We start from the raw sequence: 15,842 nt of genomic DNA on the forward strand, positions 1-15,842 counted from the left end.
TGAGAAGATAACGGTTATCTGGAAGTGTAGCGCACAGGAAAAGACCCGATCCGAAAGCCAGGTCTATTCAACCCAATACCGCTGGTTTAGCAACCTGGTTTCAAAAGCCGACAATGTTAGGGAAAACCGGGGCTGAAAATGGATCTGTCCCGGTTTTCTAGGAAATAAAACCGGCTCGTACCTAATCTATCCCAGGTGGCTAGGGTCATTCGGTTTTAGTAAGCAGCGATTCCTCAACTGAACGAAACTCCTCCAAAGCGGCTTCCAACTGCTCGACGATTTCAACTGCCAAAAGCTGGGGTGACGGCAAGTTCTCCGTATCCTCTAGAGAGTCATCTTTAAGCCAAAAGATATCCAAGCTGGTCCTATCTCGGGCAATCAATTCCTCATAAGAAAAAGCTTTCCAGCGTTCAATATCTTCTGACTCTTCTCGCTTGCTGAGATCGTCAGCGCTGTAGCATTCAATGAATTCCTCGAAATCTCTCTCTGAGAGTCGATTCTGCTTGAGGGTTTTGTGAACATTGGTTCGGTAATCATAAACCCAGAGCTTTTGCGTCCAAGCTTTTTTTGCGGCAGGTTTTGCGTCGAAGAAAATGACGTTAGCTTTGACGCCCTGAGCATAAAATATACCAGTCGGCAAGCGAAGTATGGTGTGCAGATTGCACCGATCTAGCAAGTTTTTTCGGATGGTTTCACCTGCCCCGCCTTCAAAAAGCACATTATCAGGTACCACCACTGCTGCTTTACCGTTAATTTTGAGCATATTGGCAATATGTTGTACAAAATTGAGCTGTTTGTTGGATGTGGTGGCCCAAAAATCAGTGCGTTCGTATGTGAGCTTCTCGGCTTGCGCTTTCCCAGTTTTCTCATTGATCACCGTAACAGAGCTTTTTTTACCGAATGGCGGATTCGCCAGCACCAAATCGACTCTATCATGGTCACTCACCTCTTTTGCGAGCGCATCTTGGGTTACCACGGGGCAATCCCCGTCTGCACTGCCTATTCCGTGCAAATAGAGATTCATTGCGCATAAACGGGTGACGCTATCGACAATATCATTGCCTCGCAATGCATTTTCATTAAGGTGCTTTTGTTCTTTTTTTCCTTTCGCCTTGGGCTTCATGTAATCATAGGCGGCTAGCAAAAAGCCGCCGGTGCCACAAGCGGGGTCTGCCACCGTATCCATGACATCCGGCTTCATGACTTCTACAATGGCCTCAATCAAATGGCGCGGTGTAAAATATTGCCCTGCACCACCTCTAACGTCTTGGGCGTTGCGCTCTAGCAGTCCTTCATAGATATTGCCCTTTACATCTAGCGGTAGGGTAGACCACGCCTCTTTTTCGATCATTTTTATCAGACGTTCGAGTTTGGCCGGATCCTGTATCTTATTTTGGGCCTTGCGGAAGATAGTGCCCAACATCCCGCCCTTTTTGCCTAATTCCTCAAGGGTGTGGCGGTATTGGATTTCAAGGGCATCTCCATCCAGCTTAACCAACTGTGACCAGCTATATTTTTGGGGCACTGCTACGGTTTGACCGCCTCTGTCGCGCTCATCGGCCATCTTCAAAAAGATCAAAAATGTGATTTGCTCTATGTAGTCCCCGTAGCCAACCCCGTCATCACGAAGTACGTGCGCATAGTTCCAAACTCTGTTGACTACATCTGACGCTTTCGAATCATTCATATATTAAGCTCGTTCCAATATGTCTTTTACCCAAGCATTATCATCCTTGAACTTCATTAAACATACCCTTGCTGCAGAATTGAACCGCGTTGACTTACATTCATACCTAATGAGTTTTATCAGTTCCTTTCTATTAAACTTTATAGATCTAGAATTTTCATCCAACCCTTGTTCTAAAAGTTCGTTTGTGTTGGATATTAACTCTCGGATCTTCTGGAAAACTATTTTTCTAGCTCGCGTGGTTGGCTTATGATTTAGGTGATAAAGCACAATAGATTTTTCTGCTTTCTTGAATTCTTCGCTGCTTCTTTCGGATGCAGCAGGACGTGCTTCTCCATTATCATTAAATGTTATTAGCCGGCAATCACTTTCTTCTGCCGGGTCTAAAAGCATGGGTCTCTCGTTATTTTTGTCATCCTCACATTTATTCCAATAAGGCGGAACGAATAGAGGAAAATGATCTTGCTTTCCGCCAGATGTCTTCACTTCTACTCGCCGCGAATTGCAGAAAGTGCAAGAAAATCTGTAGTTTGTCCAATCGAAGGCTAACCACCAGTATCCGGGGTGATCAGTGCATTCTGAAACACTGTTTTTTGGCCTAAAGTGATCAACCGGATTATCTGACCTCACTTCATTTGTTTCACAGTACCAACATTTTCCCTTCGACTGTTCGGACAATATTTCCCTTAAGTCCGACCAGATACTCTTGCTTTCAATTGCAGCCTTCCTCGCTTTAATTTTGGCCTTGTACACTTCGTCTTCTAGTTGTTCAGGAGTCCAGCCTTTTTCTTCGGATTGATCTCGTATAGCTTGCTCAGCTTGATTTATCTTATTTCTTACGTACTCCCAAGAGGCTTGGACCTTTTCATTCCAACCCGCGGGCAAATCGGCTTCAATTTCGTCTTGATCAATAAAATGCATTAGTCGGACGCCTCCTCCTCATCCAACTCGGCTAGGATCTCGTCAGTCATTGCATTTAACTTCGCCCTATCCGCATCCGTTAAAAATGTATTTTTAAATAGGTTGCGGCCATGCCTGCGCGCCCATGTTTTAACAAAAGCTGAAAAATATGGGTCGGAGTATGCATCGAGAAAGCCTGCTTTTCTCATATTTTCCTGGAGTTCAGTCAAGCGTCTCTCTTCTTTGGGAGTACGATTGTCCTTAGAAAATAGGACAGCATGTTCATCCAAATCTTCCAATGTCTCTGAATCCAAATCAGACCGCAAACCAAACATGTCGCTTGTAAGTATTCCTGAAACGCCCAATCCCTTTGGGTCGTACAGTGGCGGGTTAGTTTCCACTTTTAGGGAGTGTGAATCTCGTTTCATTATTTGAATCTGTTCTTTTTTCATTGTTGAAAGAACAATCGGATCGTGGGTTGCCAGAACTATATGGCTATTCTTCTTCTGATCCAAGTGCTCATCTAACCCCGCGATCTTTTGTAGATAATTAATATACTCCATACTCCAAGCAGGATTTAAATGCGTGTCAGGCTCATCAAGTAAAAACAGAGATTCATCTTCTCGTGTAAACCGCAAAAGTCCGAGTACTGTTATTAGTTGTTGCTCACCTTCAGACAGCTCTCTAAAGGTCAAAGTGTCATCTTTATTTTTCTGACCATCGACTTTTACCCTTATTCGAACTTCATGGATAAGGTTTGAGAAGTAAATACTCTCAAGAAGTTTAAAAAAGTCTTTATCCGTTGTTTGACTGCCTACCTCTCTCAATGCCTCCACATCTTTTAAATAAACAAATAACGCCTCCATCTGTTCAGATGGCTTCATTGGATGTGGAATCTTGATCTTCTGTTTCATTGGCGCTAGTGAGGCCGAAAACAATCTGTCTAAAAATGGGCGAACTACACCGGTGGCATTCCAAAATCTAGGATCGCCTTCATTACTATTCCAATCAGGCTTTTTCAATACAAACAAAACTGACTCTAAGCCAACAATTTTTAGTTTTTCTCTTAAAAATTTCTTAACGCGTCCATCATCACCTAGAAAGAAAGATAGCAATACAAAATTGCTATGCACTTTTTGCGCATAAAAAAGAGGTCTTAGAGGCAGGGTTTTCTCGTCTAAATTGAATCTTCTTGGGTAAAGCAGTTGATCTCTGAACTTTTTTTGATGAGCGAAGAAGTGCTCCGCTAAGCGATCACTTGGCCCCGAATAATAGCCAAAAACATTTGAAGGGAGAAACTTACTCTTTCCTTTGTTGTTTAGCTTAGAAAACCTTAGAGTTTTCCAATTATCTTCGCCCCCTACTTTTTCAATCTGGCAATAACTAATATCATATTGCTTGTCGGGAGTTGATTTTGTTTTGTCGGCATTGATTTTTATTAGCTTGTTGTGGCAGAAGTATTCGATTCTGAAGTTGAAGCCTGTTATTTTGCCTAGATCCAGGTTTCTAAATATTATTACAAGAGCCTCGATTACATTGGATTTTCCTGCACCATTCCAGCCTATAATTACAGTAACCAGCTCTTTTTGGTCAAAATTTATCTCTACATCTTGTAGATTCTTAAAATCTTCTATCCAAAGCTTGTGAAGTTTCATTGGTCAGCCTTGCATGATATTAGATCGCCTTGTTTAATGCCTTCGGACCATATCGAGTCTATGCTGATTTCGTTGTCGCCAAGACGTTTTTTGAGCTCCACATAAAATTCTTCCACTTCATCAGCAGACGTGTGGTCGCGGCCAGTTCTAGCGAATAGTTCCTCAGGTGTTAAAGACGACTCTGCTTCTCCCAGCGCGTCAATAATGGACTTTTTCACCAATCCGCTCTCCTTTTTTTCAGAATGTTTCTTATTTTTCCTTACTTTTTGTCTCGTTAGGTCTACAGTTTTTTGGGCTTCTACTTTGTCCAATAAGTCTTTAGCGGTGCCATCGGTTGTCAGAGAATCGACCAACTCTCCGGAAAACGCCGCCTTCAATATTGAAAGTTTATTTTGCTCGGCCTTTTTCAGCTGCCGTTCAATTTGACTTTCCAGCCTCTGCATGGCGTTTATCTTCGAATCAGCTATCTCTACTATTTTTTTTTGCTCTTCAACACTTGGTAATGCGATGTTGATTGACAGCCATTCCGAAAAGTAAATGGTTTTGTGAACGGTGCCTTTACCAAACTTTCGAAGACCTTCCGTATCGGCGGTAAAAATAAGCCTAAGCCAATCTGACGTGACCGCTTCGGTGGGAATCCAATTCACAAAGTCCTGACTAGTGGCCATTTCTTTACCCATAATTACGACATACCCAACTGACGCCGTTCTACTAACGCACACTGTTCCCATGGGAAGGAGTCTGGAGGCTGAATTTGCTAGCCCCTCTTCGTTAGTGTGTTGAGCTGTCTCATTTATAACGCAACCGTGGTTTTCACGGGCATCAACAATTCCTATCCAGCAAATATCCCCATCCCACCATTCAGGGTGTTTTCTACTAGGCGTGTGGCCACTGGCAATTGTTGCCAATTCAACTAACGGCGCCCAAATCCAGCCCTTAGGAAGTTCGGTCTGAGGGTTGTTTACTGCCAAAGCGGGATGTCCCAATACTGTCTCTTTACTCCGGGTTTTCCACCTTGCCGGTTTTGGTAGATCCGGCAAATTAGAAATGGTGTTTAGAGGGTCACTTAGCTTTTCTCTGCTCTGTTCACGCCAATCTTGTGTAAGTTCGCCGGTGATGGCGGCCTTGAGAACAGATTGGCGGAATTGTATGAGTAGGTTTTTGGCTTTTTGGAGAGATACAATGCCGGCGTCGATATGGGAGAAGAGTTCTTCGATTTTGGCGACGGTGCGTTTTTGTTGTCCGTAAGGCGCGACGGGAATCGGTATGCCGCGCAACTTTGAAGCGTTAACATTCTGCAGTGCAATGCCAGCGCTTCTCTCAGAGATCGCGCTCCAATATGCTGGGCTTTGCAAAAAATAGAATACGTATTTTCGTTCAATGAGAGGTTTGAATCGAATCAAATACGAGGCAAAGACTGATGGCTCAGGGTTGGTGACTAAATAGCTGACCCCAACAGAACCCGCGCGCGAGACGACAATATCACCGTCCTGCAAGAGGTATTTTTCTATATCCTCGGGGGTTTCTGAACAAAAGGGAACGCTACCCCAAGCTATAGCTCCTTTCGTAATATCAGTTGTTCTTAAAAGTTTTACCCTCCCTTGACTCGTAGCCTTCGTCGTCCAGCCGTATTGTGGTTTTTCGCATACCTCTCCCAAAGTTGACCATTCCCAGTCTCTGGGCAAATCAATATTCTTTGTTGCTATGTTACTCATGCAATCAAATATCCGTTGAGTTCCTGAACAATGTGAGCCAACTCCTTTCCAAATAATTTCTGCGCCTTCAGCAATCCACCCTCCCGCTTACACTCCGGTATAAAATCAAAATCATCTAGCTCAAATTCTGCGTTGTGGGCAGTCTGCTGTTTAATGCGTTCAAACCATTGCTGTTGCTCGGCGTTGAAATCGTTGGGCTGCTGTTGCAGCGAGGCATCGAAGTGTTGGTTGACCAACCCGGGAAAGGGCTCTAATTCCTTGGTCACCCCCAAGGCGCAGCGAATCACCCTCAGTAGCGCCGGCAGTTTTTCGCTGGGGGAGTGCCCCCTTAGCTTTGAGCTTCTCGAGCTTTTCATAGGCTTTCCATACGTCTGAGGGGGCAATGTTATAGGGTGGTTGCTCTATATCGTCAACCAGGTCTTGCAGTTGAGCGTAGCTCAAATGGCGCTGTTTCCTGGGTTGGCTATCCACTTTGCGGTCAGCATGGTCCTCATCCTTGGCAAAGATCAGGTTTTGTGGCAGCCAGTCGCCAATGCGAGCCAGAAATAGGTATTGGAACACGCGGTCATGAAACGTTTGGATGATGGTGCGTATTTGGTTTGAGGCAATGACCGAGCGATCGAGTTGCTTGCCATGGTATTCCTTTCGATGATCCAACGTTTCCAGGCGTCCTTCTTTCGTGAGTCGATCGCAAATGGAGACAGTATTGCCTGCCTCAGTGTTATTATCGCCTTCTTCGATTTTGCGAGTTCGAATGCGATATATATCGTAGCCGACATTGACTCGGTCGATTACTGCGTCTTCGTGGGTGTATTCGCTAACCAGGTTTTGATTAAGAAAGCCGATGGTTTTGTTAGTAGGTGTGGCGGTGACGCCGATTAAAAAGGCGTCGAAGTATTCCAACACCTGGCGCCACAGGTTGAATACGGAACGATGGCATTCGTCGACAATGCAAAAATCAAAAGTTTTTATCTGGATATCCGGGGTGTGTCGGATTTCTCTCGGTGTGGTGCCTTCTTCCAACTGATTCCTCAAGGTTTTGGACTGATGGTAGTGAAAGACTTTTCGGGAGCATGATGATGGATTCCGTTCGTCCCGGAAGCGGTTTTCGTGGTTGGTGGCTTCGTACAGGAAGGGGCGTGGCTGATCTTCATCTGCCCACCGCTTAGTGTATTTGGTGCCGAAGATGGCATGGCTACCAGATTGCTCGGCCACCGTTCCGAGGCTGGTGCCTTCACGCTTAGCTTCAATAATGCCGCACGCTTTGCCCTGGACGAACAGCATGTAGTCGGCCGGTCCTCCGCCCTCTGTATCAATTTCTCGCACAGCTACACCATGAAACTGTGGCTCGCCTGCGAACAAGTTCATGGCTTTTTTTATCTTGAATGGCCCAGCCAGCGGCTTCGAGCTTGGCGTCAATTTCGGTCCGGGCTTCGGCTTCGGTTTTGTCGGTGGACGGGGACATCCAAATAAACCCTTGTTCTTTTTAAAGCGACATAACGGCAGCCCAATTTCTCTAGTATAGGTGCTGCAGGAGGCACCCAACCATCGTTATAAACAGCAGCAGCGATTCTTTCCTTCTTACCTGCTAGCTTCCAGTTTTAAGCAAACGCCTCATAGGGTCAATCTTATTGTCGGATATCCGATTAAAAGGTCACCTGGTTTCGCGGGCAGCCTTTTGTTGCTATATCTTTGGACAAAAGTAGTAGGCGGTGGCGATATGCTTCCCCGTCAGTCACCAACCAGACGGCTGAAGCGGCTACTCCCTTCAGCACCAGTCCATCCGGCCATGCCCATCCATTTGATAACCTGGTTCAGAATTGAGAACCCGCGGCGTAAGTCGCTAAGATGAGTCTTCCAACATAGCTGTAGCATAAGCAAAATGGAGGCGCCTGCAAGCGTGGCACCTTTTCAACTTTCAAGTTAATGCTCGGCCTTTGCGGCGCAATGACTGACGGCCACACCAAGCGCGACAGGCTCCGGAGTCGTAGGGGCGGGCTGTGTGCTCAATAACTGTCATACCGTCAGGTGCTTCTTAATGAGTTCATCGGTCAGGCCCGCAATCTCATCCTCAGCAACCCTCCGCCCCCGATCAACAATCGCAAACCGATCCGCATACTTCCGAGCAAACGGCAACTTCTGCTCAACCAGCAGCACCGTCAGCCCATCCTCTTCAATCAGCCTACGAATAACCTCCCCAATCTGCGCCACAATATTCGGCTGAATCCCCTCCCCGGGCTCATCCAGAATCAGCAGCCTGGGCTCAATCACCAGCGCCCTTCCAATCGCCAGCTGCTGTTGCTGTCCACCAGAAAGATCGCCGCCTCTGCGGTTTTTCATTTCCTTCAGCACCGGGAACAGCTCATACACCCGCTCGGGGATTTTCTTGCTGCCATCTGCACGCACGGCCAGGCCGGTGCGGAGGTTCTCTTCCACGGTCAGCAGGGGGAAGATCTGCCGGCCCTGGGGCACGTAGCCGATGCCGAGGCGGGAGCGGTCTTCCACTTTCTTTTTGGTGAGTTCCACGTCACCGGCGAATTCAATGCTGCCGCTCTTGGTGGTTTCCTCGCCCATGATGCATTTCATCAGGGTGGTTTTGCCCACGCCGTTGCGGCCCATTACGCAGGTGCACTGGCCCTGGGGTACGTCCAGGTCCAGATCCCAGAGGGTGTGGCTTTCGCCGTAGTATTGGTTGAGCTTCTGGATTTTCAGCATTACGCCTCCTCTCCCAGGTAAACCTTGATCACTTCCGGGTCTTTGGAGACCTGGTCCATGGTGCCTTCGGCCAGCACACTGCCCTGGTGCAGCACGGTCACTTTGCGGGCGATGGAGCGCACGAAGCCCATGTCGTGTTCCACCACCACAACGGACTGTTTGCCGGCCAGGCTGGTTAGCAGTTCGGCGGTGCGTTCCATTTCCTGTTCGGTCATGCCGGCGACCGGCTCGTCCACCAGCAGCAGGCGGGGCTTCTGCATCAGCAGCATGCCGATTTCCAGCCACTGTTTCTGGCCGTGGGAGAGGATCCCGGCGAGACGGTCCCGCAGCTCTTTCAGGCCGATCATTTCCAGCACTTCGTCGATGCGGTCCCGGTATTCGGGTTTCATGATGGCGGTGAGCGTGGGGAACACGCGCTTGTCCGCTGCCATGGCCAGCTCCAGGTTTTCGAACACGGTGAGGGCTTCGAACACCGTGGGTTTCTGGAACTTGCGGCCGATGCCCAGGGAGGCGATGTCCGGCTCGTTCATGGTGAGCAGGTTGTGGCGGCTGCCGAACCACACCGAGCCGGTATCCGGTCGGGTTTTACCGGTGATGATATCCATCATGGTGGTTTTGCCCGCGCCATTAGGCCCGATGATGCAGCGCAGCTCGCCGTCGTCGATGGTGAGGTTGAGGTTGTTGATGGCCTTGAATCCGTCAAAGCTCACGTTCACGTCTTCCAGGTACAGGATCGGGCCGTGGCGCACGTCCACCGGCGACTGCACCTGGGTAAGAAACTCGAACACATGCTCGCGGTCGGCCAGTTCCTGAAAAATGCTCATGCGGTGGCCTCCTGCCCGGCGGGTGTGTCGTCATCGGTTTTGGTTTTGCGGCGTTTCTGCAGCAGCCCGGCAATGCCCCTGGGCAGGAACACGGTAACCAGCACAAACAGGCCGCCGAGGGCGAACAACCAGGCGTCGGGCATGATGCCGGTGAACACAGTTTTGGCGTAGTTCACCAGGATGGCGCCGATCACCGCGCCGTAGAGGGTTGCGCGGCCACCGAGGGCGACCCACACCACGATTTCGATAGAGAACAGCGGCGAGAATTCGCTGGGGTTGATGATGCCCACCTGCGGTACGTACAACGCCCCGGCCACGCCCGCCAGCATGGCGGAGACCACAAACACAAACAGCTGCACCCGCTCCACCCGGTAACCCAGGAAGCGGGTACGGGCCTCGGCGTCCCGGCAGGCGATACTCACCCGGCCCAGTTTGCTGTTCACGATGGCGCGGCAGATCACGTAGCCGATGGCCAGGGCGATGCCGGTGGCGATGAACAGCCCCAGCCTTGTGGCGTCTGTGCGCAGGTTGAAGCCGAGAATATCCCGGAAGTCGGTCAGGCCGTTGTTGCCGCCAAAGCCCATTTCGTTGCGGAAGAAGGCCAGCATCAGCGCAAAGGTCAGCGCCTGGGTGATGATGGAGAGGTACACCCCGGTCACCCGCGAGCGGAAGGCCAGGAAGCCGAACACCAGTGCCAGCAGGCCCGGGGCCAGCAGCACCATGATGAAGGCAAACCAGGCCATGTCGAAGCCATGCCAGTACCAGGGCAGTTCGTCCCAGTTCAGGAACACCATGAAGTCCGGCAGCACCGGGTCGCCGTAGGTGCCGCGGTCGCCGATCTGGCGCATCAGGTACATGCCCATGGCGTAGCCACCAAGGCCAAAGAAGGCGCCGTGGCCCAGGCTGAGGATTCCGAGGTAACCCCACACCAGATCCACCGCCACCGCCAGCAGGGCGTAGCACAGGTATTTGCCCAGCAGGGTGACGGTGTAGGCGCTTACGTGCAGGGCGCTGTCCTGGGGCATGAACAGGTGCAGCAAACTGACCACGATCACGGCCGTGAACAGTACGCCCAGGAAAACCTGGGTGGAACGCTCCTGAAATGGCCGGAGCAGCCAGCTATTGGTTGTTGCCATAACTCAGCCCTCCGCCGCCCGGCCTTTCTGGGGGAAGAGCCCCTTCGGCCGTTTCTGAATGAACAGGATGATGAACACCAACACGATGATTTTCGCGAGTACGGCGCCGGCCCAGGGTTCCAGCAGCTGGTTGATGGTGCCCAGGGTCAGGCCCGCCACCAGGGTGCCCCAGAGGTTACCGACACCGCCGAATACCACCACCATGAAGGAATCGATGATGTAGCTCTGGCCCAGGTTGGGGCCGACGTTGGTGATCTGGGAGAGCGCAACACCGGCCAGGCCGGCGACGCCGGAGCCCAGGGCGAAGGTCATGATGTCTACCTTTGTGGCCTTAATGCCCATGGAGCGGGCCATGGCCCGGTTCTGGGTGACGGCACGCACTTCCAGGCCCAGGCGGGTCTTGCGCATGATCAGCATCAGACTGGCGAATACCACCAGGGCAAAGCCGATCACGTACATTCGATTGAGCGTTAAAGACAACGCTTCGTTGATCATCACCGAGCCACTCATCCACTCCGGGGTAATCACGGTGCGGTTCAGCGGTGAGATCACCGTGCGCACAAGCTGCTGCAGGATCAGGCTCACGCCGAAGGTAGCCAGCAGGGTTTCCAGTGGGCGGCCTTTCAGGTGCTGGATCACAGTGCGCTCAATGGCAATGCCCGCCAGCGCCGCTACCAGGAAGCCGGCGGGAATGGAGAGAATCAATGCCAGGCCGGGCTGGCCCGGCAACAGTTGTTGCATGCCCCAGGTGGTGTAGGCACCCAGCATGATCAGTTCGCCGTGGGCCATGTTGATCACGCCCATCACGCCGAAGGTGATGGCCAGGCCGATGGCGGCCAGTACCAGTACCGAGCCGAGGGAGAGGCCGAAGTACAGGGTCTCGGCGGCGCGGTTGAGTTTCAGTTTCTGTTCGATGCTGTCCATGGCCTTGGCAGCAGCCTCCACCAGCGCGGGGTCGTCGCTGCGCATGGCCTGCTGCAGGGCGGCCCGGGCTTCGGAATTGAGGCTGCCAGAGAGGGTGGCCACGGCGGTAATGTCGCCCTGCTCTTCCACCTTGTAGATGGCGAGGGCTTCGGTGAGCGAGTCGGAAACCGGTTCGCTTTGTTCCGCTTCGATCAGTTCCGGCAGGCGCTCAGCCAGGGTGGCGTCCACGCTGCCTTTGAGGGCGCGGGCGGCGGTGAGGCGGTTGGCTTCGTCAGGGCTTTTCAGGTCAATCACCGAGAGTATGCTTTCCAGCTCGGTGCGCAGAGCATTATTCACGCGGATGGTGTCGAGATCCCGGCGGGAGATTTCGCCCAGGTTTTCCCGGGTCAGGGCGCTTTCCACGGTCCAGTCCCGGCCCCGGTTCTCCAGCACGATCACGAATTGCCCCCTGGATTTGATGCGGGCCAGCTTGTTGGCGGCGAAGGATTCGAGCCAGCCCCGGGCCCGGTCATCGCCACTGTCGGCAATGCGATTGACCACCTGTTTCTTTTCCGCAAACGAGGAGTCGGCCAGTGCGGTTAGCAGTTGTTGCGCTTCGGAATCTTCCACCTGCGCCACTGAGACGGCGGGCAAGAGCAGACAACAGACAAGCAGAAGCTGACTGAGCGATCGGATGATGCCCATGGGTGCGTCCTGTCCTTGAGAGTGAATGTGGAGCTGGTTCACGAGGGGGCGGGGAACTGGCCCCCGCCCCGCACGCTCAGGCCGGTGTTACTCGGAAGCCACTTTCGCAGCGCCGCCACAGCTGCCGGACACCACGTTGAAGTTTCCGCAGAACAGCGGCTTGCGCCAGTCACTGATCAGGTCTTTGGAACCCGGCAGGAAGTCAGACCAGGCATCGCCAGCCACGGTAGACGGGGTTTCCCACACCACGGAGAACTGGCCGTTGTCCTGGATCTCGCCAATCAGCACCGGTTTGGTGATGTGGTGGTTGGGCATCATGGTGGCGAAGCCGCCGGTGAGGTTGGGCACGCTCACGCCGATGATGGCATCCTTCACTGCGTCCACGTCGGTGGTGCCGGCTTTCTTGACCGCTTCCACATACATGTTGAAGCCGATGTAGTGAGCTTCCATCGGGTCGTTGGTAACGGCGTCTTCCTTGCCGGTGTACTCAACCCAGGCGTCGATGAAGTCGTAGTTGGCGTCGCTCTCCACGCTCATGAAGTAGTTCCAGGCGGCCAGGTGGCCCACCAGCGGAGTGGTGTCGATGCCGGAGAGTTCCTGCTCACCCACGGAGAAGGCCACCACCGGGATATCTGCTGCGTCGATGCCCTGGTTACCCAGTTCGCGGTAGAAGGGCACGTTGGCGTCGCCGTTGATGGTGGAGACCACGGCGGTTTTCTTGCCGGCGCTTCCGAATGCCTTGATGTCGGAGACGATGGACTGCCAGTTGGAGTGACCGAACGGCGTGTAGTTGATCATGATGTCTTCCGCGGCCACGCCTTTATCCTTGAGGTAGGTCTCGAGGATCTTGTTGGTGGTACGTGGGTAGACGTAATCCGTGCCCGCCAACACCCAGCGCTCCACGCCGATGTTGTTCATCAGGTAATCCACCGCCGGAATGGCCTGCTGATTGGGCGCGGCGCCGGTGTAGAAGACGTTTTCGGAGGATTCCTCACCCTCGTACTGCACCGGGTAGAACAGCAGGCCGTTCAGCTCTTCCACTACCGGCAGTACGGATTTACGGGACACCGAGGTCCAGTTGCCGAAAATCACGTCCACTTTTTCCTGGGCCAGTAACTCCCTGGCTTTTTCAGCGAACAGCGGCCAGTTGGAAGCGGGATCGACCACCACCGGTTCCAGCTGACGGCCGAGAATGCCGCCGGCGGCGTTCTGCTTTTCGATCAGCATCAGCATGGTGTCTTTCAGGGTGGACTCACTGATCGCCATGGTGCCGGAGAGGGAGTGCAGGATGCCCACCTTGATGGGGTCTTCCGCCGCCAGTGAGTTAAAGGAGATGGAGAGAGCGAGTGCAGAGAGGCCCAGTTTCACGTGTTTTTTGAGGTTCATGTTGCGCGTCCTTTTTTTGAATCGGGTCTTGGGTTGAAGCTTGCAGTTCGTCATGAAACGCACCAGGGCCTCTGCATCTGCTGTTCCACATTCCCTGTATATCCCGCCAAAACAGTCAGTTATCTAGTATACAAGCCGGCCAGGCACCATCAGGCACCCCGCAACCAGCCCCCAAACCCCTGTTTTCCGGTTCAGTTTTGGTGCGGCCGCACCGGCACTGGGCAAGCGCCTGGCTTAGGCATTTCTGCCGAAAACACTTAACGTGTTGTTTTTATTTGCTTATCAAGAAAGTTCCGCAAATGGCACAGGCATTGCCATTCCACATGTATACAAGTTGATAACGCACATGAGGATGACCAATGCCTTCGACACTTGGATGGACCATAAAGGACTGGCAGAACGCTTATAAAGAAGGCGCCACGCCGGAATCGATGCTGGGTGAGCTGATTACCGGGCTGGATACCACAGACGTGGCCTGGATTTCCCTGCTGGATGGTGACGGCCTGGCCAGCGCCCTGGCCGAGCTGGCGCAAACGCTGGAAGCCGCCGGTGGTGACAGGGGCGCACTGCCTCTCTATGGCATTCCGTTCGCCGCAAAAGACAATATGGATGCAAAAGGCTTCGAGACCACCGCCGCCTGCCCCGCCTTCGGCTACACCCCGGAAGAAGATGCCACCAACATTGCCCGGCTCAAGGCCGCCGGTGCGGTGATCATCGGCAAGACCAACCTGGATCAGTTCGCCACCGGGCTGGTGGGCACCCGCTCCCCCTATGGTGCGGTCCCCAACAGCTTCAAGCCCGAGGTGGTGAGCGGCGGTTCCAGCTCCGGTTCCGCCTCGGTGGTCGCCCGTGGGCTGGTGCCCTTCTCCCTGGGCACCGATACCGCCGGTTCCGGTCGGGTGCCGGCGGGGCTGAATAACCTCGTCGGCCTGAAGCCCACCAAGGGGCTGTTCAGCATCAAAGGCGTGGTGCCGGCCTGCCGTTCCCTGGACTGCGTGTCCATTTTTGCCCTGACGGTAAACGATGCCGGGCTGCTGGCCGATGCCATGGCCGGATTCGATGCGGGGGATGCTTTCTCCCGCAAGGCGCCCTACGCCCTGCCCCTGGACGGCCCCGCCATTCGTCGTCCTGGCCCGATCAAACGCCTCGCCATTCCCGAGCATCCGCAGTGGTTTGGTGACCAGCAGGCCGAAGCCGCCTGGAACACCGCCATCAGCCAGTGGCGCCAGCAGGATGTGGAACTGGTGCCGCTGGATTTCAGTCCGATGCTGGAGCTGGCTGCCCTGCTCTATGAAGGCCCCTGGGTGGCCGAACGCCATGCCGCCGTGGAGTCCTTCATGGCCAGCCATGGCAGCGCGATGAACCCGGTGGTGAAAGGCATCATCGACAACGCCGGCAAGTTCAGCGCCACCGACACCTTCAATGCCCAGTACCGCAAGGAAGAACTGCTGCGCCAGATTGATGAACTGCTGGCCGATGTGGATGCCCTGCTGGTGCCCACCGCACCCACGGCGCCGACCATTGAAGCGGTCAACAACGACCCGGTTACGCTCAATAGCCAGCTGGGCACCTACACCAATTTCGTGAACCTGGCGGACTTCAGCGCACTGGCCATCCCCGCCGGCTTCCGGGACGACGGCCTGCCTTTCGGCATCACCCTGATCAGCGGCGCCTGGAAAGACACCGAGCTGCAACACCTGGCCTGCCAGTGGCTGAATGCCCACCCCACGCCATTGGGCGCCACCGACAAACCCCGGCCGGACGAAACCCCGGGCGCGGAAGTGTCCACACCCACGATTCAGGTGGCCGTGGTTGGCGCCCACCTCAGTGGCATGCCCTTGAACACCCAGCTCACAGAGCGCTTTTCCACTTTGCTGGAGCAGACCACCACCTCCGCCAATTACCGTCTTTACGCACTGCCGAACACCACCCCGCCCAAACCCGGGCTGAAACGGGTCGCCGCCGGAAAAGGCCAGGCAATCATCGTGGAAGTCTGGGAAATGCCCGCCTCCGCCTTCGGCTCCTTTGTTGACCTGATCCCCGCGCCTCTGGGCATTGGCAACGTGGAACTGGCTGATGGCCGTTGGGTGAACGGCTTTATCTGCGAAGGCTACGGCTTCGACGGCGCCCGGGATGTCACCGGGTTCGGCGGCTGGCGCGCCTACATCACTTCTCTCAAATCTGGCAATTCCGGCAAATCCGGCAAGGCATAAGGA

General features: G+C 53.4%; 12 protein-coding genes. 1 reads left to right on the forward strand and 11 read right to left on the reverse strand.

The genetic code is table 11. The features are described 5' to 3' along the window. Window positions 1–205: 205 nt before the first annotated feature. The 11 genes from CLH62_RS06335 to urtA all read right to left on the reverse strand — a co-directional run bounded on the left by CLH62_RS06335 (window position 206) and on the right by urtA (window position 13,626). Window positions 206–1,687 (reverse strand): type I restriction-modification system subunit M, encoded by a 1,482-nt coding sequence (locus CLH62_RS06335; RefSeq protein ID WP_099617254.1) that lies wholly within the window; start codon window positions 1,685–1,687, stop codon window positions 206–208. A 3-nt stretch (window positions 1,688–1,690) separates the two neighbouring features. Beyond that, a complete protein-coding gene (locus CLH62_RS06340; RefSeq protein WP_099617255.1) occupies window positions 1,691–2,608 on the reverse strand; it encodes an HNH endonuclease family protein in 918 nt (305 codons plus the stop codon). Further along, window positions 2,608–4,242, reverse strand: coding sequence for an AAA family ATPase (locus tag CLH62_RS06345; protein ID WP_099617256.1), 1,635 nt, complete (start codon window positions 4,240–4,242; stop codon window positions 2,608–2,610). The genes CLH62_RS06340 and CLH62_RS06345 overlap by 1 nt, the downstream gene beginning before the upstream one ends. Continuing rightward, window positions 4,239–5,957, reverse strand: a complete 1,719-nt coding sequence (locus CLH62_RS06350) for a restriction endonuclease subunit S (RefSeq protein WP_099617257.1) — start codon at window positions 5,955–5,957, stop codon at window positions 4,239–4,241. The genes CLH62_RS06345 and CLH62_RS06350 overlap by 4 nt, the downstream gene beginning before the upstream one ends. Next, window positions 5,954–6,223, reverse strand: coding sequence for a type I restriction-modification enzyme R subunit C-terminal domain-containing protein (locus CLH62_RS21630; RefSeq protein ID WP_407657763.1), 270 nt, complete (start codon window positions 6,221–6,223; stop codon window positions 5,954–5,956). Before CLH62_RS21630 ends, CLH62_RS06350 begins: the two co-directional genes overlap by 4 nt. Next, window positions 6,117–7,376, reverse strand: a complete 1,260-nt coding sequence (locus CLH62_RS06355; protein ID WP_211285661.1) for a DEAD/DEAH box helicase family protein — start codon at window positions 7,374–7,376, stop codon at window positions 6,117–6,119. The genes CLH62_RS21630 and CLH62_RS06355 overlap by 107 nt, the downstream gene beginning before the upstream one ends. Before the next feature lie 597 nt (window positions 7,377–7,973). Then, window positions 7,974–8,672, reverse strand: coding sequence for an urea ABC transporter ATP-binding subunit UrtE (urtE, locus tag CLH62_RS06360; RefSeq protein ID WP_099617258.1), 699 nt, complete (start codon window positions 8,670–8,672; stop codon window positions 7,974–7,976). Further along, window positions 8,672–9,496, reverse strand: a complete 825-nt coding sequence (gene urtD / locus CLH62_RS06365) for an urea ABC transporter ATP-binding protein UrtD (protein WP_099617259.1) — start codon at window positions 9,494–9,496, stop codon at window positions 8,672–8,674. The genes urtE and urtD overlap by 1 nt, the downstream gene beginning before the upstream one ends. Next, entirely contained in the window at window positions 9,493–10,632 is a 1,140-nt protein-coding gene (gene urtC, locus CLH62_RS06370) for an urea ABC transporter permease subunit UrtC (RefSeq protein ID WP_099617260.1), read from the reverse strand. The genes urtD and urtC overlap by 4 nt, the downstream gene beginning before the upstream one ends. A 3-nt stretch (window positions 10,633–10,635) precedes the next feature. Continuing rightward, a complete protein-coding gene (urtB, locus tag CLH62_RS06375; RefSeq protein WP_099617261.1) occupies window positions 10,636–12,240 on the reverse strand; it encodes an urea ABC transporter permease subunit UrtB in 1,605 nt (534 codons plus the stop codon). A gap of 87 nt (window positions 12,241–12,327) precedes the next feature. Beyond that, entirely contained in the window at window positions 12,328–13,626 is a 1,299-nt protein-coding gene (gene urtA / locus CLH62_RS06380; RefSeq protein WP_099617262.1) for an urea ABC transporter substrate-binding protein, read from the reverse strand. Between the two features lie 359 nt (window positions 13,627–13,985). On the opposite strand from urtA, the gene atzF reads away from it, so the two are divergent. Continuing rightward, on the forward strand, window positions 13,986–15,839 hold the full coding sequence (atzF, locus tag CLH62_RS06385; protein WP_099617263.1) for an allophanate hydrolase: 1,854 nt from the start codon (window positions 13,986–13,988) through the stop codon (window positions 15,837–15,839). Window positions 15,840–15,842 lie beyond the last annotated feature (3 nt).

Source organism: Marinobacter guineae, from assembly GCF_002744735.1.
Taxonomy (GTDB): Bacteria; Pseudomonadota; Gammaproteobacteria; order Pseudomonadales; family Oleiphilaceae; genus Marinobacter; species Marinobacter guineae.